Raw genomic sequence first — 26,404 nt, 5'->3', positions numbered from 1 at the left:
GAGAGGATGAAACGCATGGCGCAGCGGCTGGAAATCGGAATCATCGGGGGATCGATCGGTGGACTGTTCGCTGCCGTTCTGCTGACCCAGGCGGGGCACTCCGTGACGGTGCTCGAGCGCTCTCGAACCGGGCTCGGGCGTCGCGGCGCCGGCCTCGTCGCGCAGCAGGAGCTGTTCGACATCCTGGATCGCACCGGTCTGCGCGCCGCCGCGAGCGAGGGGGTCGTCGCCCGCGAGCGGATCACGCTCAACCGCCGCGGCGACGTGGTGTTCCGCGACCCGACCCCGCAAACGCAACTGTCGTGGGACACGCTGTACGAGGCGTTCCGGTCGCAGATCCCGGGCGACCGCTACCTGCTCGACCACGCGGCGCTGGGTGTCTCAGCCACGGACGCCGACCGCGCGGCCGTGCAGCTGCACACCGGACGCACGCTCGAGTTCGACGCGATCATCGGCGCCGACGGCCTGGGCTCCGTCACGCGATCCGCGGTCGCTCCCCGCCAGCACTCGAACACCTATGTCGGCTACGTGACCTGGCGCGGACTCGTCCCCGAGAAAGACCTGCCACCGCTGGCCGCGCGCGTGCTGCTCGATCGGTTCGCCTTCTTCACCGCGCCGCACGCGCACATGCTCGGCTACCTGGTGCCCGGCGCCGGGGGAGAGATCGAGCGGGGACTCCGACGATACAACTGGGTCTGGTACCGCTCGCTGACCCCGGATGGCCTGGAGTCGATCATGACGAAGGCCCGCCGACCGCCGGGCGGCGTGTCGCTCGCCCCCGGAGACCTGCCCACCGCCGAACGCGCCGATCTGGTCGCGGCGGCCGAGGCGGAACTGCCGCCGGCGTTCGCCGAGGCCGTCGCCGCGGAGCCCGACCCGTTCTTGCAGGCCATCTTCGACTACGTGCCCCCGCGGATGGTCCGCGGCCGCGTCGCCCTGCTCGGCGACGCCGCGGCCGTGGTGCGCCCGCACACGGCGATGGGCGCCGCGAAAGCAGCGGGGGATGCGATGACGCTCGCCGACCTGCTCGATGCGCTCCCGGTCGACGAGGCGCTGGCCCGGTACGACCAGACCCGGCTGCCGGTCGCCCGTGCGATCGCCGCCTACGGCAGGCAGCTGGGGGAATCCCTGCCGCTCTGACCTGGGCGTGAAGCGATCAGCGCGAGACGCGCTGCTTCAACAAGCGCTTCTGCTCGCCGCGCGACAGCGGGGAGTCGCCGGCGATCGTCTTGCCGCGGGACGCCCGCCGGGTGTCGACGACCGAGCCGATCGCCAGTGCCAGCGTGATGCCCCAGCTCGCCCAGGCCAGCGCCTGACGCCAGCTGAACGGCTCATTGCTGCGCAGGCTGCGGATGAGGGTGAGGCCACTCGTGATGGCACTGATCAGACCGGTGCCGAAGAGGTACTTGCGCATGGATCACACGTTACCTGCGCGGGCAGGGTAGCGAACCCCGGCTTGACATGCACCGCCCCGGACACCGCGGACGCCCGCTGTTAGCCTGAGAAAACCCCCACCGAGGAGCCCCTGTGTCTAAAGCTGATTTCGTCGTCGTGGCGAACCGCCTCCCCGTCGACCGGGCGGGGGACTCCGACGAGTGGAGACGCTCCCCGGGTGGTCTCGTGACTGCTCTCGAGCCGGTCATGCGCAAGGCCGAGGGGGCCTGGGTGGGGTGGCCGGGTCAGCCCGATGTGCAGCTGGACCCGTTCGATTTCGAGGGCACGCACCTCGTCCCCGTCATGCTCACCGCCGACGACGTGGAGAACTACTACGAGGGCTTCGCCAACGACACCATCTGGCCGCTCTATCACGACGTCATCGCCGCCCCGCGGTACCGCCGCGTGTGGTGGGACTCGTACGTCAAGGTGAACCGACGCTTCGCCGAGGCCGCGGCCGGCGCTGCCGCCGAGAACGCGATCGTCTGGGTGCAGGACTACCAGCTGCAGCTCGTGCCGAAGATGCTGCGTGACGCGCGGCCCGATCTGACCATCGGGTATTTCCACCACATCCCCTTCCCCGCTTACGGGCTGTACTCGCAGCTCCCGTGGCGCAAGCAGGTGCTCGAGGGGCTTCTGGGTGCGGATGTGATCGGCTTCCAGCGTGTCGCGGATGCGGGCAACTTCGCCCGCGCGGTGCGCCGACAGCTGCGCTACGAGACCAAAGCATCCGGCATCTCCGTCCCCACCGCCGACGGCACCACCCGCACCGCGCTCGCGAAGGCCTTCCCGATCTCGATCGACGCGGAGTCGTACATCGAACTCGCTCAGCGCCCCGACATCCAGGCCCGGGCCGTGGAGATCCGCGAGAGCCTCGGCAACCCCAAGACGATCCTCCTCGGGGTGGACCGTCTGGATTACACGAAGGGCATCCGCCACCGCATCAAGGCGTTCCAAGAGCTGCTCGAGGACGGTCGCCTCTCGGTGGACGACGCGACGCTCGTGCAGGTCGCCAGCCCCAGTCGCGAGCGGGTCGCCACCTACATGAAGCTCCGCGATGAGATCGAACTGGCGGTCGGGCGGGTCAACGGCGACTACGACACGATGGGTCACACGGCCGTGCGGTATCTGCACCAGGCCTACCCGCGGGAGGAGATGGTCGCCCTGTTCCTCGCCGCCGACGTGATGCTCGTCACCGCCCTTCGCGACGGGATGAACCTCGTCGCGAAGGAGTACGTCGCGGCCCGCGTCGACAACCGCGGCGCTCTCGTGCTCAGCGAGTTCGCCGGCGCGGCCGATGAACTCGGCAGCGCGATCCTCATCAACCCGCACGACATCGACGGACTGAAGGATGCGATCATGCGCGCGGTCGAGATGCCCCCCGCCGAGCAAGGGCGACGGATGCGTGCCCTCCGGCGACGGGTGCGCGAGCACGACGTCGAGGACTGGTCGCGGGACTTCCTCGACGCGCTCGCGGTCTTCCACGAACGCGGTGCGGCGGTGACCGCATGAGCACCCTCGATGATGCGCTGGTCGAGCTCGCAGCGACCCCCGTGCTGCTGGTCGCCCTCGACTTCGACGGAACGGTCTCGCCCCACGACGACGACCCCATGAAGGCGCGGATGCTGTCGACGGCCCGCGCCGCGATCGACGCCCTCGCGGCGCTCCCGGCCACGACGGTCGCCCTCGTGTCGGGGCGCAGCCTCGGCGATCTGCGAATCATCGCCGAGCACGACGACGATTCGCTGCTGCTGCTCGCCGGCTCTCACGGCGCGGAGTTCTGGCGGCCGGGGGAGGGCGTCATCGAGCCGGCCGACGAGTCGGCGGACGACGCCCTGCGCGACCGCCTGTTCGGGGAGGCTCAGTCCGCCGTCGCGGGATACCCGGGCGTCTGGATCGAGCCCAAGACGTTCGGATTCGCCGTACACACGCGCCTGGTGAAAGACGTCGACGCCGCCGCCGCGGCGAACGCCGCCGTCGACGCGATCATGGCGTCCGAGGCGCCGGACTGGCGCCGCCGGATCGGACAGAACATCGTCGAGTTCGCGTTCCGACACGAGGGCAAGGACACCGCCGTCGCTCGGCTCCGCGAGCAGACGGGCGCCACCGCCGTGCTCTTCGCCGGCGACGACGTGACCGACGAAGACGCGTTGCGCTCCCTGCTCCCCGGTGATCTCGGCGTGCACATCGGCACCAACGAGACCGCGGCGACCGTGTCGCTGCCCGACATCCCGGCGTTCGCCGAAGCGCTCGGCGAGCTGGCGCGGCTGCGAGCGTCGCGCCCGGAATAGACTTCGAGCATGTCCCGACCCGCCAACTCCACCGAGACCTCAGCGCCCGACATCAAACCTCGCAGCCGCGTCGTCACTGACGGCATCGAGGCCACCACGTCGCGCGGCATGCTCCGCGCCGTGGGGATGGGTGACGCCGATTGGGATAAGCCGCAGATCGGCATCGCGTCGAGCTGGAACGAGATCACGCCCTGCAACCTGAGCCTCGACCGCTTGGCGCAGGGGGCGAAAGAGGGTGTGCACGGCGGCGGGGGATACCCGCTGCAGTTCGGCACCATCTCCGTGTCCGACGGCATCTCGATGGGCCACGAGGGCATGCACTTCTCGCTCGTGTCGCGCGAGGTCATCGCCGACTCCGTCGAAACGGTCATGATGGCCGAACGCCTCGACGGCTCGGTGCTGCTCGCCGGATGCGACAAATCCATCCCGGGGATGCTGATGGCCAGCGCCCGCCTCGACCTGTCGAGCGTGTTCCTCTACGCCGGATCGATCGCACCCGGGTGGGTCAAGCTCAGCGACGGCACCGAGAAGGACGTCACGATCATCGACTCCTTCGAGGCCGTCGGTGCGTGCCTCGCGGGCAAGATGAGCGAGGCCGACCTCAAGCGGATCGAATGCGCCATCGCCCCCGGCGAAGGTGCCTGCGGCGGCATGTACACGGCCAACACGATGGCATCCGTCGCTGAGGCCCTGGGCCTGAGCCTCCCCGGCTCCGCCGCACCGCCCGCCGCCGACCGCCGCCGCGACTACTTCGCGCACCGGTCGGGCGAGGCCGTGGTGAACCTGCTGCGCCTGGGCATCACGACCCGCGACATCCTCACGAAAGAGGCGTTCGAGAACGCGATCGCCCTGGCCATGGCGCTGGGCGGTTCGACCAACGTCGTCCTCCACCTCCTCGCCATCGCGAACGAAGCGGAGGTCGAGCTGTCGCTGCACGACTTCAACCGCATCGGCGACAAGGTGCCGCACGTCGCCGACATGAAGCCGTTCGGCAAGTACGTCATGAACGACGTCGACCGGCACGGCGGCATCCCCGTGATCATGAAGGCGATGCTCGACGAGGGACTGCTGCACGGCGACGCCCTCACGGTGACCGGTAAGACGCTCGCCGAGAACCTGCGCGAACTCGACCCCGAGCCCATCGACGGCACGGTTATCCACACCTTCGACAACCCGATCCACGCGAGCGGTGGGATCACGATCCTGCACGGCTCGATCGCCCCCGAGGGCGCGGTCGTCAAGTCGGCCGGCTTCGACGCCGACACCTTCGAGGGTCCGGCCCGGGTGTTCGAGCGCGAGCGCGCCGCCATGGACGCGCTCGAGGCCGGAGACATCAACGCCGGCGACGTCGTGGTGATCCGCTACGAGGGTCCGAAGGGTGGTCCAGGCATGCGCGAGATGCTCGCGATCACCGCCGCCATCAAGGGGGCGGGCCTCGGCAAGGATGTACTACTGTTGACCGACGGACGATTCTCAGGCGGCACAACCGGCCTGTGCATCGGCCACATAGCACCCGAAGCGGTGGACGCAGGTCCTATCGCCTTCGTGCGCGATGGTGATCTGATACGGGTCGATATCGCGGCTCGCACTCTCGACCTACTCGTCGACGACGCAGAGCTCACCTCCCGCCGTTCCGGCTGGGAGCCGCTTCCCCCGCGCTATACCCGTGGCGTCCTGGCCAAATACTCCAAGCTCGTGCAGTCCGCCGCTCGCGGCGCTGTCACCGGCTGATCGGCCCCGCATTTCCACCCTCCTCTGAGGAGCAGCACCATGTCCATCGACATCGCCCCCGCCGTCCCCCGGCCTCCCGCTCGCGCTGCCGCAGCGCCCATCCTGACGGGCGCTCAAGCGGTCGTCCGCTCGCTCGAACTGCTCGGTGTCACCGACGTCTTTGGTCTGCCCGGCGGCGCGATCCTGCCCGTCTACGACCCCCTCATGGACACCTCCGAGATCCGTCACATCCTGGTGCGCCACGAACAGGGAGCCGGTCACGCCGCCGAAGGGTACGCGTCAGCATCCGGTCGCACCGGTGTCGCGATCGCGACGTCCGGACCCGGGGCGACCAACCTCGTCACGGCCATCGCCGACGCCTACATGGACTCGGTGCCGATCGTCTGCATCACCGGCCAGGTGTTCTCCACCCTGATGGGGACCGACGCGTTCCAAGAGGCCGACATCGTGGGCATCACGATGCCCATCACCAAGCACTCCATCCTCGTCAAGGACGCCGCCGACATCCCCGGTGCGATCGCCTCGGCGTTCGAGATCGCGGGCACCGGTCGGCCGGGTCCCGTGCTCGTGGACATCACCAAGGACGCCCAGCAGGCCGAGGCGCCGTTCATCTGGCCGCCCAAGATCGACCTCCCCGGCTACCGGCCGGTGACCAAGGCGCACGGCAAGCAGATCCAGGCCGCCGCTCAGCTTCTCGCGACCGCCAAGAAGCCGGTGCTGTACGTCGGCGGCGGCGTCATCCGCGCCCGTGCCGCCCAGGAACTCCTGGCTCTGGCCGAAGCCACCGGCGCCCCGGTGGTCACGACCCTGATGGCCCGCGGCGCGTTCCCGGATTCGCACCCGCAGCAGCTCGGCATGCCGGGCATGCACGGCACGGTGCCCGCCGTGCTCGCGCTGCAGGAGTCCGACCTGCTCGTCTCCCTCGGCGCTCGCTTCGACGACCGCGTCACGGGGAAGGCGGCGCTGTTCGCCCCCACCGCCAAGGTCGTGCACGTCGACATCGATCCTGCCGAGATCTCCAAGATCCGCACCGCCGACGTGCCGATCGTGGGCGATCTCAAGGACGTGCTCGTCGACCTCGAGTCGGCCTTCCGCGCCGCCATCGGCTCGGGCAAGCCCGACACCGAGGAGTGGTGGTCCTACCTCGACGGCCTGCGTGCGGAGTTCCCGCTCGGCTACTCCCAGCCGACCGACGGCCTGCTCGCTCCGCAGTACGTGATCCAGCGGATCGGCGAGCTGACCGGACCCGAGGGGATCTTCGCCTCCGGTGTCGGTCAGCACCAGATGTGGTCGGCGCAGTTCATCAAGTACGAGCGCCCCAACTCGTGGCTCAACTCGGGCGGTGCAGGCACGATGGGCTACTCGGTGCCCGCCGCCATGGGCGCGAAGGTGGCCGAGCCCGATCGCGTCGTGTGGGCCATCGACGGTGACGGATGCTTCCAGATGACCAACCAGGAACTCGCGACCTGCTCGATCAACAACATCCCGATCAAGGTCGCGATCATCAACAATTCGTCCCTGGGCATGGTGCGGCAGTGGCAGACGCTGTTCTACAACGGCCGCCACTCCAACACCGACCTCAACACCGGGCACGGCACCGCCCGCATCCCGGACTTCGTCAAGCTCGCGGAGGCGTACGGCTGCCTGGCGATCCGGGTCGAGCGCGAGGACGAGGTGGACGCCGCGATCAAGCTGGCGCTCGAGACCAACGATCGCCCCGTGGTGATCGACTTCGTGGTGAGCGCCGACGCGATGGTGTGGCCGATGGTGCCGCAGGGCGTCAGCAACAGCTACGTGCAGTACGCCCGCGATCACGCTCCCGCCTTCTCCGAGGATGACTGAGGCCGCCATGTCGATTCACGTACTGAGCCTCCTCGTCGAGGACAAACCGGGTCTGCTGACCCGCGTCGCCGGTCTGTTCGCCCGTCGCGGCTTCAACATCGAATCCCTCGCCGTGGGGGTGACCGAGGTGCCGGGGCTCTCGCGCATCACGGTCGTCGTCGATGTCGAAGGGCTTCCGCTCGAGCAGGTGACCAAGCAGCTGAACAAGCTGATCAACGTCATCAAGATCGTCGAGCTCGATCCGTCCGCCTCCGTGCAGCGCGAGCACATGCTCGTCAAGGTCAAGGCCGATAATGCGAATCGATCGAACGTGCTGGAGGTCGTCAACCTCTTCCGCGCCTCGGTCGTCGACTACGCCCCCGATGCCGTCGTCGCGGAGATCACCGGCGACCACGGCAAGGTGGAGGCGTTCTTGCGCGCGCTCGAGCCGTTCGGCATCAAGGAGCAGGCGCAGTCCGGCCTGCTCGCCATCGGCCGCGGCGGCAAGAGCATCACCGAGCGCGTCCTGCGCGGCTGACTTCCCCACCCCGCTTCGTCTCGCTGGCGCTCGCTCAGCGACCGATTCCTCAAACAAGGAGAAACACCCAAAATGGCAGAGATCTTCTACGACGACGACGCCGACCTGTCGCTCATCCAGGGCAAGAAGGTCGCGATCGTCGGCTACGGCTCGCAGGGCCACGCCCACGCGCAGAACCTGCGCGACTCCGGTGTCGAGGTCGTCATCGCCCTCAAGGACGGCTCGAAGTCCGCTGCGAAGGCGCAGGAGGACGGGTTCGAGGTCAAGTCGGTCGCCGACGCCACTGAGTGGGCCGACCTGATCATGATCCTGGCTCCCGACCAGCACCAGCGCTCGATCTTCACCGAGTCGATCAAGGACAAGCTGACCCCCGGCAAGACGCTGGCCTTCGCCCACGGCTTCAACATCCGCTTCGGCTACATCGACGCCCCCGAGGGCGTCGACGTGATCCTCGTCGCCCCGAAGGCCCCCGGCCACACGGTGCGCCGCGAGTTCGTCGCCGGCCGCGGCATCCCCGACATCATCGCCGTCGAGCGCGACGCGTCCGGCCAGGCCTGGGACGTCGCGAAGGCGTACGCCAAGGCCATCGGCGGAACGCGCGCCGGTGTCATCAAGACGACCTTCACGGAAGAGACCGAGACCGACCTCTTCGGCGAGCAGGCGGTGCTCTGCGGCGGTGTGTCGCAGATGGTGCAGTACGGCTTCGAGACGCTGACCGAGGCCGGCTACCAGCCCGAGATCGCCTACTTCGAGGTGCTCCACGAGCTGAAGCTCATCGTCGACCTCATGTGGGAGGGCGGCATCGCCAAGCAGCGCTGGTCGATCTCCGACACGGCCGAGTACGGCGACTACGTCTCGGGCCCGCGGGTCATCGACCCCCACGTCAAGGAGAACATGCAGGCGGTGCTCGCCGACATCCAGTCGGGCGCGTTCGCGCAGCGCTTCATCGACGACCAGGACGCCGGCGCCCCCGAGTTCCTCGCCCTCCGTGAGAAGGCCGCCGGTCACCCGATCGAGGCCACCGGCAAGGAACTGCGCTCGCTCTTCGCCTGGAAGCAGTCCGACAGCGACTACGTCGAGGGCTCGGCCGCGCGCTGACGCCCAGCCCCGGCCGCACGGCGGCCGGGCGAACGAAGCCCCGGCCGCTCGACGGCCGGGGCTTCGTCCGTTCACGGCCCCCCGGCAGCGCCGCTACAGTGGCCGCATGCCGGCCGATTCCGATATCCCGCTCTCCCTCGGCCTCGACGCGTGGCTCGTCCGCCTGTCCGAGGCGCACGGCGCCCCGGGGGGAGGCTCGGCCGCGGGAGTGATGCTCGGTCTCTCGGCCGCGCTGCTGCACATGGTCAGCGCCTACACGCCGGAGAACGCCGAAGCCCAGGCGAGCGGAGAGCGGCTCGCCGCGCTGCGGGAGCGCTCGCTCGAAGCCGGGCGCGCCGACGGGATCGCCTCCGTCGCACTGGGGGAGGCGCTCGCGTCCCACGGTCCGGAGCGCGGCGGCCGTGTCCGGGCGCGCGCTATCGCGGGTGCCCGCTCGTCCGCCCGGCTGGGCGCGATCGGCATCGCCCTCTCCCACGAGCTGACCGTCATCGCCGCCGTGGGCAACCTGCACGTCGTGGCCGATACGGGTATCGCGGCCGAGGCGCTGCGCGCAGCGCTGGGTGCGGCCCTGATCAACCTGCGCTCGAACCTCGCCCTCGCGCGGAAGCACTCCTCGTTCCACGACGCGTCCGACGACATCGACGAGCTCACGGTCGAAGCCGACCGCCTCCAGGCATCCCGGAGTTCCGTCGAACAGCTCTTGGCGACGCTCCCGTTGGAGTGAGGGGTGCCCCGCGACGTACACTCGCTCTCGTGATGACCGGGCGAGACGACGACGCCCTGAGCTGGGACGGCGACGACGATCCGACGCTCGATGTCGGCGTGGACGCGGCCCCGCGTGGGCGAGCTGCTCGCGGACAGCGGGCCGCCGACTCGGAGCCGATCGTCGCGGACGAGCCGGAGCCGGCCGCGCCGGCCGTGGTCGGGGAGGACGCCGGCGACGACGACGAACCTGCGGGTCTCGGCAACGTCGCGCTCGTCCTGTTGGGCCTGATCGCCGGCGCCTACCTCTTCTTCGCGATCGGATGGTTCATCGCTGGGCTCCGGTTGCAGGCGGTGGGCGGCCTGCCGGTCTCGACCGTCATGCTCACCAGTGCGACCATCGCCGCCACCGCGGCACCGGTCGTGTGGTTCGTCACGACCCTCGCTCTGACACGACGGTCGACCACCTGGGTGCGTTTCGTCTGGCTGATCGCCGGCATCGTGCTGCTCGTGCCGTGGCCGTTCCTGTTCACGGGGGCGCTGGTATGACGTCGGATGCTGTGCCCACCCGGCGGCCCCTGCCTGTCTGGGTCACGGTCACGATCGCCGGGGGAATGGGACTGTTCTACGCGTTCATCGTGTGGAACGCCGTCGATCTCCTGGTGCGTCAAGCCACGGGCCCCCTGGGGCTCAACACCTACGGGTGGTTCGTACACCTCGCCGCCGTCGTCTTCCCGCTGCTCGCGTTCGGTGCCGCATTCGCTGTCGGACACCGGCGCAGGCCGGGGGAGTTCGCGCTGGTGATGCTCACCGGACTCGCCCTGTCGGCGGTCTTCTGGGTGAACATCGTCGCCTACGGCGTCGTCTCCTTCTCCCTCTACGGGGGCTGAGCGGCGGGTCGCTCGGTCCGTCGCGGCATCGGGCGTCACACGATCGAGGAGCCGCGCGACGCCGCGATAAGCTGGCGATGCCCGCGCCCGGTCGACGTTCCGCACCGACCAGGGCACCGCAGCATCCCCTGCCCCGCGTCTTGCCGAAGGATCTCTCTGTGACGAAACCCGTCGTCCTCATCGCCGAAGAACTCTCCCCCGCCACGATCGATGCGCTCGGGCCCGACTTCGAGGTGAGGCACGTCGACGGGTCCGATCGCGCGGCGCTGCTCGCGGCGATCCCCGAGGCGAATGCGATCCTCGTCCGTTCGGCGACGAAGGTCGACGCCGAGGCGATCGCTGCCGCTCCCGCGCTGAAGGTCGTCGCGCGTGCCGGTGTCGGCCTCGACAACGTCGACATCAAGGCCGCGACCACGGCGGGCGTCATGGTCGTGAACGCGCCGACGTCGAACATCATCTCCGCGGCCGAACTCACCGTCGGTCACATCCTGAGCCTCGCCCGCCGCATTCCGGCCGCGCACGCCTCGCTGTCGAGCGGGGCGTGGAAGCGCAGCTCGTTCACCGGCACCGAGCTGTTCGAGAAGACGGTCGGCATCATCGGACTCGGGCGCATCGGCGCCCTGATCGCCGCTCGCCTGCAGGGCTTCGACATGCGCGTCGTCGCCTACGACCCCTATGTCACGAGCGCACGCGCGCAGCAGCTGGGCGTGCACCTCGTGACCCTCGACGAGCTGCTGGAACAGAGCGACTTCGTCACCATCCACATGCCGAAGACGCCCGAGACCACGGGCATGATCGGCACCGCCCAGCTCGCACGCATGAAGCCCACCGCGTTCGTGGTCAACGTCGCCCGCGGCGGTCTGATCGACGAGGACGCCCTCTACACCGCGCTCACGACGGGCGAGATCGCGGGAGCCGGTCTCGATGTCTTCACGAGCGAGCCGCCCGCCGAGGGCAGCACCGCGCAGCGTCTGCTGGATCTTCCTACCGTGATCGTCACCCCGCACCTGGGCGCCAGCACGGAGGAGGCGCAGGAGAAGGCGGGCGTCTCGGTCGCCCGCTCCGTGCGCCTCGCCCTCGGTGGCGAGCTCGTGCCCGACGCGGTCAACGTGGCGGGAGGGGTCATCGACCCCTACGTCCGCCCTGGCATCCCGCTCGTCGAGAAGCTGGGTCAGATCTTCGCCGCGATCGCGCACAGCCCGCTGACCAGCCTCGACGTCGAGGTGCACGGCGAGCTGAGCGAGTACGACGTGAGCGTGCTGAAGCTGGCCGCGCTCAAGGGCGTGTTCACCAACATCGTCAGCGAGACGGTGTCGTACGTCAACGCGCCGCTGCTGGCCGAGCAGCGCGGCGTCGACGTGCGCCTGCTCGTCGACGACGTGAGCGACGAGTATCGCAACGTCATCACCCTGAACGGCGCCCTGGCCGACGGTTCGCAGCTGTCGGTGTCAGGCACCCTCACCGGCACCAAGCAGATCGAGAAGCTCGTCGAGATCAACGGCTACGCGGTCGAGATCCCCATCGAGCAGCACCACCTCGTGATGCTGTACACCGACCGTCCGGGCATCGTCGCGGTCTACGGCAAGCGGTTCGGCGAGGCCGGGATCAACATCGCGGGCATGCAGATCGCCCGCCGCGAAGCGGGTGGCCAAGCGCTGTCGGTACTCACGGTCGACTCCCCGGCGTCGGAGGAGCTCGTCGAGCAGATCCGCGCCGAGATCGACGCGAGCCTCTTCCGCCAGATCGAGATCACCGAGGCCTGACCCGGTTCCCCCGCGAATTCGCGGGGGAAGGGGAGGGGCGCTGCGTCGGGGCTCAGGCCGGGCCCCGACGGGTGGCGGATGCTTCGACCAGCCGGATGAGGGCTTCGAGCGCGTCGGCATCGAGGTGCGGGGCCGGAACCGAGCCGGTGAGGGCGTTGTTGAAGTAGAGACCGTCGCTCACGAGCATGATCAGCTGCAGCGCGGTCTCGTCGCGCGCCTGGGGCCGCAGCGCCTCTTCCCACAGCACCCGCACCCGCCGGAGCGCCTCCGCGGCAGCGACGTTGCCGTTCTGGGCGAGGCGCGACACGGCCACGATCGACTGATCCAGCACCGAACCGGTGTGGATCGAGGTGCGCATGAACGCGGCCACCGGGCCGTCGGGGGAGCGTTTGATCTCCTCGATGTCCTCGAGCGCCAGCAGCTCCATCCGTTCGATGAGGCCGGCCTCGAGGGCGTCCTTCGAACCGAAGTGGTACAGCAGCCCACCCTTCGATACGCCCGCGACGCGTGCGGTGGCGTCCATGGTCGCAGCGCGTTCGCCGTCGTCCACGAGGATGTGGGCGAAGGCGTCGAGAACGCTCTCGCGGGCACGGGGTGGGCGGCTCATGATTCCGATCGTATCCAGGCAGGGGTCGACTTCCTCTGATACTATACCGGCTAGACGGTTAAGAAACGGAAATGCAACACCCATGCTGACAATGACCCAACCCACCTCGACAGTCACCACCCCGCGCGTCTCGTGGCGCGGCTGGCTCGCCCTCGCGGTGCTGATGCTGCCCGTGATCCTGGTCTCCGTCGACAACACGGTGCTGAGCTTCGCGCTGCCCGCGATCTCGTCCGATCTCGCGCCGACCAGCATCGAGCAGCTGTGGATCGTCGACTCCTATGCGCTCGTGCTCGCCGCCCTGCTGGTCACGATGGGCACCCTCGGCGATCGCTTCGGTCGCCGACGGATGCTGCTCATCGGGGCGACCGGCTTCGGAATCGTCTCCGTGCTCGCGGCCTTCGCCCCCACCGCTGTGCTGCTCATCGCAGCACGCGCGGGCATGGGCGTCTTCGGCGCCATGCTCATGCCGTCCACGCTGTCGCTGTTGCGCACGATCTTCGCCAACCGCGATCAGCGCCGCATCGCGATCGCGATCTGGGCCGCCGGGTTCTCCGCGGGTTCAGCCCTCGGGCCCATCGTCGGCGGTTTCCTGCTCGAACACTTCGCGTGGGGCTCGGTCTTCCTGCTCTCGGTCCCGGTACTCATCCCGCTGCTGGTACTCGCGCCCATCCTCGTTCCCGAGAGCCGTGACCCGCACCCCGGTCGCTTCGACGTCCTCAGCATCCTGCTCTCCCTCGGCACCATGATCCCGATCGTCTACGGCATCAAGGAACTCGCCGTGGAGGGTGTCGTTCCCACGATCCCGGTGCTCTTCGCCGTCGGCGTCGGCTTCGGCTGGCTCTTCGTGCGTCGTCAGCGTCGGCTGCCGACCCCCATGCTCGACATGACGCTGTTCCGCCGCGGCACCTTCAGTGGTGCGATCGTGGTGAACCTGCTCAGCGTGGTCGGGCTGGTGGGCTTCCTCTACTTCGTCGCACAGCACCTGCAGCTCATCGTCGGGCTGAGTCCGATGGAGGCGGGCTTCGCGCTCGTACCCGGGCTCTTGGCCATGATCGCGTCGGGCCTGCTGATCGTGCCGGTCGCGAAGCGCTACCCGCCGCGCATCATCGTGCCCGTCGCGATGGCGTTCTCCGTGCTGGGCTACGCCCTCGTCGCGGTCTCGACGAGCGACCTCGGCCTGCTCATCGTCGCGTTCGCCGCCCTGGGCCTCGGGATCGGAGCGGCCGAGACCGTCAGCAACGAGCTCATCCTCGCCAGCGCCCCCGCCGAGAAGGCGGGCGCGGCGAGCGCCGTGTCCGAGACCGCCTACGAGCTCGGCGCCGTGCTCGGCACGGCGATCCTCGGCGGAATCCTTACGGCCGCTTATCGGGCGCAGCTGGTGATCCCCGCCGGTGTCCCCGAGGGGGCGGCGGATGCTTCTCGCGAGACCCTCGCCGGGGCGATGGCCGCGGCGGACGGGCTCGACCCCGCGCTGGCGTCCGCTCTGCGCGACGCCGCGGCCCACGCCTTCGACTCGGGCGTCGCCCTGACGGCCATGATCGGTGCGGCGCTGATCGTCGTGGCCGCCGTGGTCGCGGCCACTACGCTGAAGGGGTCCAAAGCCGTCCCGTCCTCCCGACGCCCTGCGTGAGGGGTACGGCTCGCCCCGGAGGAGCACCATGTCGCGTGTCGTCAAGCTGGCTGTCATACCCGGGGACGGCATCGGCCCCGAAGTGATCGCCGAAGCCGAGAAGGTGCTCGCGGTCGCAACCTCGGCGAGCGACGTCACCTTCGACAGCACGCGCTTCGCCCTCGGCGCCGGACGCTACCTCGAGACCGGCGACACGCTGACCGACGATGATCTCGCCGCGATCACGGCGAACGACGTCATCCTGCTCGGCGCGGTCGGAGGGGAGCCGGGCGACCCGCGGCTGAAGGACGCGAACATCGAACGCGGACTGCTGCTGCGCCTGCGTTTCGCGCTTGATCACTACGTAAACCTCCGTCCGTCGAAGCTCTACCCCGGCGCGCCGAGCCCGCTGGCGGACCCGGGAGACGTCGACTTCGTCGTCGTGCGCGAAGGCACCGAGGGCCCGTACGTCGGCAACGGCGGGGCGATCCGCGTCGGCACACCGCACGAGATCGCCAATGAGACCTCGGTCAACACTGCGTTCGGGGCCGAGCGTGTCGCCCGCTTCGCGTTCGACCTCGCCGAGAAGCGTCGGAAGAAGGTGACGCTCGTGCACAAGACCAACGTGCTCGTGCATTCCGGGGGGCTCTGGAAGAGGGTCGTCGACGCCGTGGCCGCCGAGCATCCCGGCGTCGCCGTAGACTACCTGCACGTCGACGCGGCAACGATCTTCCTGGTCACGAACCCGGGCCGCTTCGACGTGATCGTCACCGACAACCTCTTCGGCGACATCCTGACCGACTTGGCCGGCGCCGTCACCGGTGGCATCGGCCTCGCAGCCTCGGGCAACATCAATCCCGACGGCGCATTCCCCTCGATGTTCGAGCCCGTGCACGGATCGGCGCCCGACATCGCGGGACAGCAGAAGGCCGATCCCACGGCAGCGATCCTCTCCGTCGCGCTCCTGCTCGATCATCTCGGGCTGCACGACGAATCACACCGCGTCACACGCGCGACCGAGGACGACATTGCCGCCCGTGACGGCTCTCCCCGCACCACCACCGAGATCGGCGACGCGATCGCCGCCCGCCTCCAGGCGTAACCTGGGCAAGCGGGCGTCGCCCGCACAGCGCCGCCGCGGTGGCCCGGCACGAAAGACGAGACATGACACTCATCGACACCGACCCCGACACCGGACTCGACCCGCTCGAGTTCACCGTCAACCGCAACCTCGCCGCCAAGAGCCCGGCCGATCGCGATGCGATCCTGGCCAACCCCGGCTTCGGCGCCGCCTTCACCGATCACATGGTGGACATCTGCTGGTCGGTCGGCGGCGGGTGGCACCGGCCGCGGGTTTCGCCCTACGGCCCGATCGCGCTCGACCCGGCCGCCGCCGTGCTGCACTACGGCCAAGAGGTCTTCGAGGGGATCAAGGCCTACCGGCACAAGGACGGCTCGATCCACACCTTCCGTCCCGACCAGAACGCCCGGCGTCTGCAGCGCAGCGCCCGTCGACTGGCGCTGCCCGAGCTTCCCGCGCCCTACTTCATACAGTCTCTGCGCGAGATCATCAAGGTCGACGCCGCGTGGGTGCCGTCCGGTGATGACCAGAGCCTGTACCTGCGGCCGTTCATGTTCGCGAAAGAGGCGTTCCTCGGCGTGCGGCCCGCGCACAAGGTCAACTACTACGTCATCGCGAGTCCTGCCGGCGCCTACTTCAAGGGCGGCGTGAAGCCTGTGTCCATCTGGCTGAGCGAGGACTACGCCCGCGCGGGCAAGGGCGGCACCGGTGCGGCCAAGACCGGCGGCAACTACGCCGCCAGCCTGCTGCCGCAGTCGGAGGCCTACGAGCACGAGTGCGACCAGGTCGTGTTCCTCGACGAGCACCGCAACGTGGAAGAACTCGGCGGCATGAACATCGTCTTCGTCTACAAGGACGGCACGATCGTCACCCCGCAGTCCGAGTCCATCCTCGAAGGCATCACGCGCGACTCGATCCTGCAGCTGGCGATCGACCGCGGGCACAAGGTCGAAGGCCGTGCCGTGTCGCTCGATGAGTGGCGCCAGGGCGTCGCCTCGGGCGACATCGCCGAGGTGTTCGCCTGCGGCACGGCCGCGGTCGTGACGCCGATCGGCATGCTCAAGGGTCGGGACTTCCTCGACGAGCAGCCGACCGGAACCCTGGCGCTCGAACTCCGCCAGGAGCTCACCGACATCCAGTACGGTCGCGCCGAAGACAAGCACGGCTGGTTGCTGCGCCTGGACGCCTGACCCGGCGTCCCAGAGCGTGGGCGAGGCGGGCTGGGTAGGGTGAACGGGTGAGAATCGCACGCTTCAGCTACCAGGACGCCATCCGCTACGGCATCGTCGACGACGGCGAGCTCGTCGTGCTCGCCGGGGACCCGATGTTCGCCGGTTTCGACACGACCGGAGAGCGCGTGCCGCTCGGTGACGTCGCGCTGCTGGCGCCCGTCATCCCGCGCTCGAAGGTCGTCTGCGTCGGCAAGAACTACGCCGATCACGCCGCCGAGATGGGCGGGGAGGCCCCCGCCGAGCCGTTGCTGTTCTTGAAGCCCAACACGTCGGTGGTCGGCCCCGGCGATGCGATCGTGCGTCCGCCGCAGTCCGACCGCACCGACTACGAGGGCGAACTCGCCGTGGTCATCGGCCGGATCGCGAAGAACGTGCCGGCCGAACGTGCGCTCGACTACGTCTTCGGCTACACGATCGGAAACGACGTGACGGCCCGCGACCTGCAGAAGAGCGACGGACAGTGGGCCCGCGCGAAGGGCTTCGACACCTTCTGCCCGCTGGGACCGGCGATCGAGACGGATTTCGACGCGGCGTCCGCGGTGCTCACGACGCGCCTGAACGGCGACATCGTGCAGCAGGCGCCCGTCTCCACCATGATCCACTCGATCCCCGACATCATCGCGTACGCCTCGGCGGCGTTCACCCTGCTGCCGGGTGATGTGATCCTCACCGGCACCCCGGCCGGGGTCGGGCCCTTCGTCGCTGGCGACATCATCGACGTCGAGATCACGGGTCTCGGGGTGCTCCGCAACGCCGCACGGGATGCCTGACACGCCGCTCGATCTCGCTCGGGTGCAGCGACGCACCGTGCTCGTGCTCGCGATCGGGCAGGTCCTCGGCGGCATCGCCTTCGGCGCCACCCTCTCGCTGGGCGCGGTGATCGCAGCCGACGTCTCGGGCGACGACGCCTTCGCCGGGCTCGCCACCGCGGCGGTCACCTTCGGCACCGCGCTGGTCGCGCTGCCGCTCGCCGCCCTCGCGCGCCGACGCGGAAGGGCGATCTCGCTCGCGACCGGCATGACGGTCGCCCTCGCGGGCGTGGTGCTGCTGATCGTCGCGACCGGGGCGCGGATCTTCCCCCTGCTGTTGCTGGCCCTCGCGTTGATCGGCGCGGGGCAGGCGGCGAATCTCCAGTCGCGCTTCGCCGCCGCCGACCTCGCGACGGACGCCACGCGCGGGCGGTCGCTGTCGCTCGTGGTCTGGGCGACGACGATCGGCGCGGTGGCCGGTCCGAACCTCGCGGGGCCGGGCGAGGCGTTGGGCGCCGCGTGGGGGATGCCGCCCCTGACCGGGCCGTACGTGTTCACCGTGGTCGGACAACTCCTGGCGATCGCGCTGTACCTCGTGGCGCTCCGCCCCGACCCGCTGCTCCTCGCGCAACGCCTCTCCACCGATGCGGCATCCGACCCCTCCGTCGACACGATCGAGCATCCCGACCGGCCCGCCCGGGCGCGCTATGCGATCTTCGCCGTCGCGGCGGCGCACGTCGTGATGGTGTCGGTGATGGCGATGACGCCCGTGCACCTGCTGCACCACGGTGCGACGCTCTCGGTAGTCGGGCTGACCCTGAGCCTGCACGTCGCGGGGATGTTCGCGCTCTCGCCGGTCTTCGGCCTCCTCGCCGACCGCTTCGGACGGGCGCCGACGATCCTGCTCGGTCAAGCTCTCCTGGTCACCGCACTCTTAGTCGCCTCAGCCGGTGCCGACGACATGACGGCGGTGACGGTCGGCCTCGTGCTGCTCGGCCTCGGTTGGAGCGCCACGACCGTGGCCGGCTCCGCCCTGCTGACGGAATCGTCGGCCGAGCGGTTGCGCACCCGTCGACAGGGCTTCAGCGACTTCGCGATGAGCATCGTGGGCGCGTCCGGGGCGATCACGGCCGGTCTCCTCCTCGGCGCGATCGGCTACGCCGGTCTGGCCTTGGCGGCTCTCCTGGTCGTCGCAGCGACCGTCGCCCTCGTGCCGATCGCCTGGACGGGGCGCACAGCTTCGGCGCCGGCATCCGCCACCTAAACTGAGCGGTGATGTCTTCTACGCCGGATCCCCGCACCACGACCGCCTCGGGCGTCGACGTTCGCGTCCGCTTCTGCCCCAGCCCGACGGGTACGCCGCACGTCGGCTTGATCCGCACGGCGCTGTTCAACTGGGCATATGCGCGCCACAACGGCGGCAAGCTCGTCTTCCGTATCGAGGATACGGATGCTGCCCGCGACAGCGAAGAGAGCTATCAGCAGCTGCTGGACGCTCTGCGCTGGCTGCGGATCGACTGGGACGAGGGCGTCGAGGTGGGCGGCCCGAACGGTCCGTACCGACAGTCCGAGCGACACGAGATCTACCGCAAGGTGCTTGCGAAGCTCGTGGCCGCGGGCGTGGTCTACGAGAGCTACTCCACCGCGGACGAGATCGACGAGCGCAACGCGGTCAACGGCCGCGCGAAGCAGCTGGGCTACGACAACTTCGACCGCGACCTCACCGAGGAGCAGAAGGCGGCGTTCCGGGCCGAGGGCCGGGAACCGGCCTGGCGCCTGCGCGTTCCCGATGAGGACCTCACCTACGTCGACCTCATCCGCGGCGAGGTCACCTTCCCCGCCGGGTCGTTCCCCGACTTCGTGATCGTCCGGGCCGGGGGAGTGCCGCTCTACACGTTCGTCAACCCGGTCGATGACGCCCTCATGGGGATCACCCACGTCATCCGCGGTGAAGACCTCATGCCGTCGACCGCTCGACAGCTCTCGTTGTACCGCGCCCTGATCGACGCGGGCGTCACCGACTTCGTGCCCCGCTTCGGGCACATGCCGCTCGTCCTCGGCGAGGAGGGCAACAAGAAGCTGTCGAAACGCGATCCGAAGGCCGATCTCTTCCTGCAGCGCGAGAAGGGCTTCGTCCACGAGGGGCTCCTCAACTACCTGTCCCTGCTCGGGTGGTCGCTCGCCCCCGATCGCGACGTCTTCTCCCTCGACGAGATGATCGCCGCTTTCGACATCGCCGACGTGAACCCGAACCCCGCCCGCTTCGATCAGAAGAAGGCCGAGTCGATCAACGGCGACCACATCCGACTGCTGGATGCTGCGGACTTCGCCGAACGGATCGTGCCCTACCTCGCGCAGGCTGGTCTCGTCGAGGCCATCCCGACGCCCGCCCAGACCGCGATCATCGCCGCCGCCGCGCCGCTCGTCCAAGAGCGCGTTCAGCTGCTCGGTGATGTCCCGGGCATGCTGGGCTTCCTCTTCACCGACGAGATCTCCTACGACGCCGATGCTCTCAAGGGTCTCCCCGCGAACGCCGCCGAGGTGCTCGTCGGTTCGGTCGAGGCGCTCGAACTCGTGCCCGAGGCGGAGTTCACCGCAGCGGCCGTGCAGGAAGCGCTCTCGCGCGCGCTCGTCGACGAACTCGGCCTCAAGCCCCGCGTCGCCTACGGGCCGCCGCGCGTCGCCCTCACGGGCCGGCGGGTGTCTCCGCCGCTGTTCGAATCGATGGAGTTGCTGGGCAAGAAGGAGTCGATCCGTCGCCTCGGAGCGTTGGTCACCCACCTCGCGGAGTAGGTGCCTGGTTTGGCGAGGCCGCCGGCGTCGTCTAGACTGGATCGTCGGCACGGCTTCGGCTGGAGTCCGGTGGGGTATGGTGTAATTGGCAACACGACGGTTTCTGGTACCGTTGTTCTTGGTTCGAGTCCAGGTACCCCAGCTTGAGAAAACCCCCGCTCAGCGGGGGTTTTTCTGCTTCTGGGCGAGCTTCGCTGCAAGAGTCCTCGATTTTGTCAACCGGCGCGGCGGCGCCGCGGAGCAGACGTAGCTTCCGGCCATGACCACCCCCCATCCCCACGGAAGGCTGCGCGCCGCGAGCGACTTCGCCGAGTTGGCGCAGCGCGTGCGCGACAGCGGACTGCTGCGGCGCCGCTACGGCTACTACTGGACGAAGCTCATCCTGGCGCCCGTGGTGCTGGCGGCGTGCCTGGTCGCCTTCGTCGTCATCGGCGACACGTGGTGGCAGCTGATCACCGCTGCCGTCCTCGCCGTGGTCTTCACGCAGATCGCGTTCCTCGGCCACGACGCCGCCCACCGGCAGATCTTCGCCTCCGGCAAGTGGAACGACTGGGTCAGCCTCATCGTCGGCGATCTGCTCGTCGGGATGAGCTACGGCTGGTGGCAGCACAAGCACACACGCCACCACGCCAACCCCAACAAGACGGGGTCGGACCCCGACATCGAGCTGCCCGTCATCGCCGTCACCGCAGACGCGGCGACCCGGCGACGCGCGGGCGCACTCGGCTGGGTCCAGGCGCACCAGGGCCTGCTGTTCTTCCCGATCCTGTTGCTGGAGGGCATATCCCTGCACGCATCCGGCATCAGCCGCGTGGCGCGGTCGGAGCGCCTGGCGCGGCGGTGGGTGGAGGTCGCCTTCCTTACCGTGCGGCTGCTCGGCTTCCTTGTGCTGGTGTTCCTGGTGCTGTCGCCCGGCATCGCCTTCGCGTTCCTCGCCGTGCAGTTGGGGCTCTTCGGGTTCTACATGGGCATCTCGTTTGCCCCCAATCACAAAGGCATGCCCATCGTGCCGCGCGGGATGACGCTCGACTTCCTCCGCCGCCAGGTCATGATGAGCCGCAACGTGCGCGGGGGCCGCTTCGTGGATGTGCTGCTGGGCGGGCTGAACTACCAGATCGAGCACCACCTGTTCCCGTCGATGCCACGACCTCACCTGCGCCGCGCGGCCCCCATCATCGCCGCCTACTGCCGCGAACAGGGCGTGCCGTACACGGCGGTCGGGCTGTTCTCCTCCTACGCGATCGTCGTGCGCTACATCAATCGGGTCGGACTGGGGGAGCGCGACGTCTTCGCGTGCCCGCTCGTCGAACAGCGTCTCGCGATCGTCGCCGGAGACTGATCCCGAACCCCCCGGGGCGGAGCCACCTCCTCCCTGGAGTTCCATAATGGGGACATGGACGCGCCGATGCTGACGCCCGACGAGAGTCGCGAGCTCGAGCAGCTGCGGGCGCGGGCGTACGGTCCTGATGGCGGGCTCGACGGCGCCGACATCCACCGTCTCCAGCAGCTCGAGACGACAGCGCACGCCGACCTCCCGCCGGCGCGTGCCGAGCAGACGACTGAGCCGGCTGATCCCGGGGCGGCGGTCGCCCTCGTTCCCGAAGCATCCGCTCACCTCACCGCCGACGGTGCCTGGACCGAGGAGCAGGTGACAGACGGCACGCCCGGGACGGCGGGCGACGAGAAGGCGCCTCCCCGTCCTCGTCGCGGGCGGGTCGTCGCGGTGGCCGTCGTGGCCGTCGTGGTGCTGCTCGCCGGCGTGTGGGGGGTGGCGCGCGGCGTGGCGCCCGCATCCGATCTGACTCTCTCCGTGGTGGCGACCGATCCGGCGACCGGCCGGGGATCGTCGCAGGCGGGGTTCCTCCGCTCCTACGGGATCGACCTCGACGACATCCAGCAGTTCGAGCCGCACCGCTCCCTGACGCTGTGGGCCTCGCGCACCGACGTCGGACAGCGCTGCCTCGTGGTGGAGGCGGGCGAGTACGGCACGGTCGGCCTCAGTTGCACGCCGCGAGGCCTCGATCCGACGGTGGACCTGACGGTGTGGGAGGGCATGCCGGAAGGGATCGCGGGAGATCTCCCCACCGGCAGCGTGGTGCGATTCGTGCTCGAGGGTGACCACGTCCAGGTCTGGGAGCGAGCGGCCGACTCCGATCTGTGATGCGCGGCCCCCAGAGCGGGGGTGTGGTTAATTCTGTGTTTGTGTTGTATCGTTTGGGAATCCGTCGAGGAGGACCACGATGTACGCAACGGAGCGACACGAGCTCATCACGCACCTGCTGCGTGAGGAGGGCCGCGTGAGTGTCGTCGATCTCGCCTCCCGCTTCGCCGTCACCACCGAGACCGTGCGTCGGGACCTCGCCCTCCTGGAAGAGGACGGGATGCTGCGGCGCGTGCACGGCGGCGCGGTCGCGGCGGGGCGCAGCAGCACCGTCGAGACTCCCGTCGCCGAGCGACTGTTGCGCCACGGCGATGCGAAGCGGGCGATCGGGGTGCGGGCGCTGGACGCCCTCGAGCCGGGCTTCCACGGATCGATCTACCTCGACGCGGGAACGACCACGGCGGCCGTGGCCGCAGCCCTCCCCGCCCATCTCCTCCGCTCGGGTGCGACGGCCGAGGTGGTCACGCACTCGATGACGATCGCGCACGGCCTGGCCGGGACCGACCTCGGTCTCACCGTGATCGGTGGCCGCGTGCGCGGACTGACGGCTGCGGCGGTCGGGGCCGAGACGGTCGGCACGATCCGCACGCTCCGCCCCGATGTCGCGTTCATCGGCACGAACGGGGTGAGCGGCGCGTTCGGGTTGAGCACTCCCGATCCGGATGAGGCCGCGGTCAAAGCCGCCATCATCTCCGCCGCGCGCCGCGTGATCGTCGTCGCCGACGCGGAGAAGTTCGGTGCGGAGCTGCTGGTGCGCTTCGCGGGGCTGTCGGACGTCGACGTGCTCGTGGCGGACGCTGCCCCGCCCAGCGCGTTGACGACGTCGCTCAGCGACGCCGGGGCGGAGCTGTGGCTCGCATGATCGTCACCTTCACCGCGAACCCGTCCATCGACCGGGCGGTCGAGTTGGAGTCGCCCCTGCAGGTAGGTGAGGTGCAGCGCGCCGACGCCAGCCGGGAGGACGCCGGCGGCAAAGGAGTCAACGTGGCTCGAGCGATCGACGCGGCGGGAGTGCCGGTGCTCGCCGTCGTTCCCGTCGACGAGCACGACCCGTTCCGAGCGCTGCTGGCTCGGACGCCCCTCGCGGTCCGGGCCGTCCCCGCGGCGGGCCGGGTGCGCGCCAATCTCACCGTGACCGATCCGAGCGGCGTGACCACCAAGATCAATCTGCCCGGGCCCGTGCTGGACGCTGACCGGGCTCGGGCGATGATCGCAGCGGTCGTTTCCGCCTGTGATCGGGCGCAGTGGCTCGTGTTGGCAGGTTCGCTGCCGCCCGGGGCTCCGGCGCGCTTCTATACCGACATCGTCTCCGCCGTGCGGGAGAAGTGGGGGAGCGCGGCGCCCCGCATTGCGGTTGACGCGGCCGGTGAGGCCCTGCGTTCCGTGGTCGACGAAGCGCACGTCGATCTCATCAAGCCGAATGACGAGGAGCTCGCGGATCTGTGCGGCGACACTCCCGACGCCGACGAGGACGCCGCCTCTGCCGCAGCCGAGCGCGCGCGCACGCTCGTGCCCGACAAGGCCTCCAGCGCCCTGGTCACACTGGGCGCGGCCGGTGCACTGCTCGTGAGCGCGGAGGGCGTGCTGCGGGCGGCTGCGCCCCGCGTGGCCGTCGCCAGCACCGTGGGTGCCGGAGACAGCTCGCTCGCCGGCTACCTCATCGCTCAGACCCAGGGTCGTTCGCCCGCCGAATGCCTTGCCAACGCCGTCGCCTACGGTGCGGCGGCAGCATCCCTTCCCGGCTCGCAAGCGCCGACGCCCGACGATCTTCCCCCCGACGCGATCTCGGTCGCGCCGTACCTTCCCTCGACCTGATCCACCCTGACCACGGAGGTCACCGACATGTCCCGCATCATCACTCCCGAGCTCGTCTCGCTCGACGTCTCGCTCGGGGACGACAAAGCCGACGTCATCCGAGCCCTCGCCGAACGCGTCGTCGCGTCCGGCCGCGCCCGCGATGCCGGCGAGCTGTTCGACGACGCCTGGGCGCGCGAACTCAAGGATGAAACCGGCCTGCCCGGCGGTATCGGCATCCCGCACGCGCGCAGCGCCTCGGTCACCGAGCCGACACTCGCCTTCGCCCGCCTCACTCCGGGGGTCGACTTCGGCGCCCCCGACGGTCCGGCCGACATCGTCTTCCTCATCGCCGCCCCCGCGGGCGCCGACGAGGCGCACCTCGCCGTGCTGTCGCAACTCGCGCGCAGCCTCATGCGGCCGGACTTCATGGCGAGCCTGCGGGCGGCCACGACGCCGGTCGAGGCGGTCGGCATCATCACCGAGGCGATCGAGCCCACCGCGCCCGCTCCGGTCGAGCCCGCGCCCGCGCCGGCGGCGGCTGCGAGCTCCGACACGCACCGCCCGCGGATCGTCGCGGTGACGGCGTGCGCCACCGGTATCGCCCACACCTTCATGGCCGCCGACGCGCTCACCCTCGCCGGTCAGGAGGAAGGCGTCGACCTCGTGGTGGAGCCCCAGGGTTCGAGCGGGTACAAAGCACTTCCGCAGAACGTGATCGACGACGCCGACGCGGTGATCTTCGCCGTCGACGTGGACGTGCGTGAACAGCAGCGCTTCGCCGGCAAGCCCGTCGTGCGCTCCGGCGTCAAACGCGGCATCGAGCAACCCAAGCAGCTGATCGCCGAGGCCATCGCCGCATCTCACGACCCGAACGCCACGCGGGTGTCGGGCACCGCCCAGGCGGCCGGCGCGGGTTCCGGCGCCGCTCCCGTGTCATGGGGCGCGCGCATCCAGCGCATCCTGCTGACCGGGGTGAGCTACATGATCCCCTTCGTCGCGGGCGGCGGTCTGCTGATCGCCCTCGGATTCCTTCTCGGCGGCTTCGAGGTGACCGCCAACGCCGCGAACGTCATCACCCAGAATTCGCTGTGGGACCTCCCGACCGAGGGGATCACCTCGCCGATCGGGCCGCTGGGACAGTACCTCGGCTCCGTGGCGTTCATGATCGGTTCGACGTCGATGAGCTTCCTCGTCGCCGCCCTCGCCGGCTACATCGCCTTCGCGATCGCCGATCGCCCCGGTATCGCCCCCGGTTTCGTGGCGGGCGCCGTGGCCGTACTGATGAACGCCGGCTTCATCGGCGGAATCGTCGGCGGACTGCTCGCCGGCTTCATCGCCTGGTGGCTCGGACAGCTCGCGGTGCCCCGCTGGTTGCGCGGTCTCATGCCCGTCGTGATCATCCCGCTCCTGGGATCGATCTTCGCCTCCGGATTGCTGATCCTCTTCCTCGGACGTCCGATCGCCGCCCTCATGACGGTGCTCACCGACTGGCTCACGTCGATGTCGCAGAGCGGGGTGGGAGCGGTGCTGCTCGGAATCATCCTCGGGCTGATGATGTGCTTCGACCTCGGCGGCCCGGTCAACAAGGTGGCCTACGCCTTCGCGACCGCCGGCCTTGCCGCAGCGACCAGCGACAATTCCGCGCCGTACCTGATCATGGCCGCGGTGATGAGCGCCGGAATGGTGCCGCCCCTCGCGATGGCCCTCGCATCCACCCTGCTCGCCCGCCGCTTGTTCACGCCCGTCGAGCGGGAGAACGGCGTTGCCGCGTGGTTGCTGGGCGCCTCGTTCATCAGCGAAGGAGCCATCCCCTTCGCCGCCGCCGACCCGCTGCGCGTCATCCCCGCCTCGATGGCGGGAGGAGCCGTGACCGGCGCTCTGAGCATGCTGTTCGCGGTGCAGTCCTACGCGCCGCACGGTGGGGTCTTCGTCTTCTTCGCGATCAATCCGGTCTGGGGATTCGCGATCTCCATCGCGGCCGGCACGGTCGTCAGTGCCCTGATCGTGATCGCGCTCAAACGGCTCGTGGGTCGTAAGGAGCTCGAAGAGGCCGAGGCGCCGCTGAACGCCGCCGTTCCGGCATGATCGATACACACCCATCGGAAGG

Annotated in this window: 24 protein-coding genes and 1 tRNA gene; 23 read left to right on the top strand and 2 right to left on the bottom strand. The window is 69.5% G+C overall.

Annotation, left to right across the window (positions count from 1 at the left end; translation table 11 throughout):
• Nucleotides 1-15: 15 nt before the first annotated feature.
• A complete protein-coding gene (locus ACFXP5_RS03805; RefSeq protein WP_394543559.1) occupies nucleotides 16-1,140 on the top strand; it encodes an FAD binding domain-containing protein in 1,125 nt (374 codons plus the stop codon).
• Nucleotides 1,141-1,156: 16 nt separating this feature from the next.
• Here the strand turns inward: ACFXP5_RS03805 and ACFXP5_RS03800 are convergent, their stop codons facing one another.
• The gene (locus tag ACFXP5_RS03800; protein ID WP_394527062.1) at nucleotides 1,157-1,414 is read right to left on the bottom strand and encodes a hypothetical protein; all 258 of its coding nucleotides are present in this window, start codon (nucleotides 1,412-1,414) and stop codon (nucleotides 1,157-1,159) included.
• 113 nt (nucleotides 1,415-1,527) lie between these two features.
• Here ACFXP5_RS03800 and ACFXP5_RS03795 point away from each other — a divergent pair, with 113 nt between their 5' ends.
• The 10 genes from ACFXP5_RS03795 to serA all read left to right on the top strand — a co-directional run bounded on the left by ACFXP5_RS03795 (nucleotide 1,528) and on the right by serA (nucleotide 12,268).
• Nucleotides 1,528-2,946, top strand: coding sequence for an alpha,alpha-trehalose-phosphate synthase (UDP-forming) (locus ACFXP5_RS03795; protein ID WP_394543557.1), 1,419 nt, complete (start codon nucleotides 1,528-1,530; stop codon nucleotides 2,944-2,946).
• Entirely contained in the window at nucleotides 2,943-3,725 is a 783-nt protein-coding gene (otsB, locus tag ACFXP5_RS03790) for a trehalose-phosphatase (protein ID WP_394543556.1), read from the top strand. The genes ACFXP5_RS03795 and otsB overlap by 4 nt, the downstream gene beginning before the upstream one ends.
• Before the next feature lie 9 nt (nucleotides 3,726-3,734).
• The gene (ilvD, locus tag ACFXP5_RS03785) at nucleotides 3,735-5,456 is read left to right on the top strand and encodes a dihydroxy-acid dehydratase (protein WP_394527057.1); all 1,722 of its coding nucleotides are present in this window, start codon (nucleotides 3,735-3,737) and stop codon (nucleotides 5,454-5,456) included.
• 39 nt (nucleotides 5,457-5,495) lie between these two features.
• Nucleotides 5,496-7,298: an acetolactate synthase large subunit gene (locus ACFXP5_RS03780; RefSeq protein WP_394527055.1), complete on the top strand. Its 1,803-nt coding sequence runs from the start codon at nucleotides 5,496-5,498 to the stop codon at nucleotides 7,296-7,298.
• Between the two features lie 7 nt (nucleotides 7,299-7,305).
• Nucleotides 7,306-7,815, top strand: coding sequence for an acetolactate synthase small subunit (ilvN, locus tag ACFXP5_RS03775; RefSeq protein ID WP_394527053.1), 510 nt, complete (start codon nucleotides 7,306-7,308; stop codon nucleotides 7,813-7,815).
• A gap of 72 nt (nucleotides 7,816-7,887) precedes the next feature.
• Nucleotides 7,888-8,913 (top strand): ketol-acid reductoisomerase, encoded by a 1,026-nt coding sequence (gene ilvC / locus ACFXP5_RS03770; protein ID WP_394527052.1) that lies wholly within the window; start codon nucleotides 7,888-7,890, stop codon nucleotides 8,911-8,913.
• A 106-nt stretch (nucleotides 8,914-9,019) separates the two neighbouring features.
• Complete coding sequence (locus tag ACFXP5_RS03765; RefSeq protein ID WP_394543555.1) at nucleotides 9,020-9,637, top strand: cyclodeaminase/cyclohydrolase family protein; 618 nt, start codon at nucleotides 9,020-9,022, stop codon at nucleotides 9,635-9,637.
• A 32-nt stretch (nucleotides 9,638-9,669) separates the two neighbouring features.
• The gene (locus tag ACFXP5_RS03760) at nucleotides 9,670-10,164 is read left to right on the top strand and encodes a DNA polymerase III subunit gamma/tau (protein ID WP_394543554.1); all 495 of its coding nucleotides are present in this window, start codon (nucleotides 9,670-9,672) and stop codon (nucleotides 10,162-10,164) included.
• A complete protein-coding gene (locus tag ACFXP5_RS03755) occupies nucleotides 10,161-10,505 on the top strand; it encodes a bacitracin resistance protein (RefSeq protein WP_394527049.1) in 345 nt (114 codons plus the stop codon). Before ACFXP5_RS03760 ends, ACFXP5_RS03755 begins: the two co-directional genes overlap by 4 nt.
• 158 nt (nucleotides 10,506-10,663) lie before the next feature.
• Entirely contained in the window at nucleotides 10,664-12,268 is a 1,605-nt protein-coding gene (gene serA, locus ACFXP5_RS03750; RefSeq protein ID WP_394527047.1) for a phosphoglycerate dehydrogenase, read from the top strand.
• A gap of 52 nt (nucleotides 12,269-12,320) precedes the next feature.
• Here serA and ACFXP5_RS03745 read toward each other — a convergent pair whose 3' ends face one another.
• Nucleotides 12,321-12,875: a TetR/AcrR family transcriptional regulator gene (locus ACFXP5_RS03745; RefSeq protein WP_394527045.1), complete on the bottom strand. Its 555-nt coding sequence runs from the start codon at nucleotides 12,873-12,875 to the stop codon at nucleotides 12,321-12,323.
• Between the two features lie 82 nt (nucleotides 12,876-12,957).
• On the opposite strand from ACFXP5_RS03745, the gene ACFXP5_RS03740 reads away from it, so the two are divergent.
• The 12 genes from ACFXP5_RS03740 to ACFXP5_RS03685 all read left to right on the top strand — a co-directional run bounded on the left by ACFXP5_RS03740 (nucleotide 12,958) and on the right by ACFXP5_RS03685 (nucleotide 26,382).
• A complete protein-coding gene (locus ACFXP5_RS03740) occupies nucleotides 12,958-14,505 on the top strand; it encodes an MFS transporter (protein WP_394543553.1) in 1,548 nt (515 codons plus the stop codon).
• A gap of 28 nt (nucleotides 14,506-14,533) precedes the next feature.
• A complete protein-coding gene (locus ACFXP5_RS03735) occupies nucleotides 14,534-15,586 on the top strand; it encodes a 3-isopropylmalate dehydrogenase (RefSeq protein ID WP_394543551.1) in 1,053 nt (350 codons plus the stop codon).
• A gap of 62 nt (nucleotides 15,587-15,648) precedes the next feature.
• Nucleotides 15,649-16,755, top strand: coding sequence for a branched-chain amino acid aminotransferase (locus ACFXP5_RS03730; protein ID WP_394543550.1), 1,107 nt, complete (start codon nucleotides 15,649-15,651; stop codon nucleotides 16,753-16,755).
• 47 nt (nucleotides 16,756-16,802) lie between these two features.
• The gene (locus tag ACFXP5_RS03725) at nucleotides 16,803-17,567 is read left to right on the top strand and encodes a fumarylacetoacetate hydrolase family protein (protein ID WP_394543549.1); all 765 of its coding nucleotides are present in this window, start codon (nucleotides 16,803-16,805) and stop codon (nucleotides 17,565-17,567) included.
• Complete coding sequence (locus tag ACFXP5_RS03720) at nucleotides 17,560-18,810, top strand: MFS transporter (protein ID WP_394543548.1); 1,251 nt, start codon at nucleotides 17,560-17,562, stop codon at nucleotides 18,808-18,810. Before ACFXP5_RS03725 ends, ACFXP5_RS03720 begins: the two co-directional genes overlap by 8 nt.
• 11 nt (nucleotides 18,811-18,821) lie before the next feature.
• Nucleotides 18,822-20,339: a glutamate--tRNA ligase gene (gene gltX, locus ACFXP5_RS03715; protein WP_394543547.1), complete on the top strand. Its 1,518-nt coding sequence runs from the start codon at nucleotides 18,822-18,824 to the stop codon at nucleotides 20,337-20,339.
• A 70-nt stretch (nucleotides 20,340-20,409) separates the two neighbouring features.
• A tRNA-Gln gene (locus tag ACFXP5_RS03710) sits at nucleotides 20,410-20,481 on the top strand.
• 117 nt (nucleotides 20,482-20,598) lie between these two features.
• On the top strand, nucleotides 20,599-21,678 hold the full coding sequence (locus tag ACFXP5_RS03705) for a fatty acid desaturase family protein (protein WP_394543546.1): 1,080 nt from the start codon (nucleotides 20,599-20,601) through the stop codon (nucleotides 21,676-21,678).
• A gap of 54 nt (nucleotides 21,679-21,732) precedes the next feature.
• On the top strand, nucleotides 21,733-22,500 hold the full coding sequence (locus tag ACFXP5_RS03700; RefSeq protein WP_394543545.1) for a hypothetical protein: 768 nt from the start codon (nucleotides 21,733-21,735) through the stop codon (nucleotides 22,498-22,500).
• A gap of 79 nt (nucleotides 22,501-22,579) precedes the next feature.
• Nucleotides 22,580-23,362: a DeoR/GlpR family DNA-binding transcription regulator gene (locus tag ACFXP5_RS03695; protein ID WP_394527032.1), complete on the top strand. Its 783-nt coding sequence runs from the start codon at nucleotides 22,580-22,582 to the stop codon at nucleotides 23,360-23,362.
• A complete protein-coding gene (locus ACFXP5_RS03690) occupies nucleotides 23,359-24,315 on the top strand; it encodes a 1-phosphofructokinase family hexose kinase (RefSeq protein ID WP_394544174.1) in 957 nt (318 codons plus the stop codon). The genes ACFXP5_RS03695 and ACFXP5_RS03690 overlap by 4 nt, the downstream gene beginning before the upstream one ends.
• Before the next feature lie 27 nt (nucleotides 24,316-24,342).
• A complete protein-coding gene (locus ACFXP5_RS03685; RefSeq protein ID WP_394543544.1) occupies nucleotides 24,343-26,382 on the top strand; it encodes a PTS fructose transporter subunit IIABC in 2,040 nt (679 codons plus the stop codon).
• Nucleotides 26,383-26,404 lie beyond the last annotated feature (22 nt).

It is taken from the genome of Microbacterium hanjuni, assembly GCF_043556395.1.
Taxonomy (GTDB): Bacteria; Actinomycetota; Actinomycetes; order Actinomycetales; family Microbacteriaceae; genus Microbacterium.
Note: the sequence above shows the minus strand (reverse complement) of the source record. Positions and strands in the feature narration are given on the sequence as shown.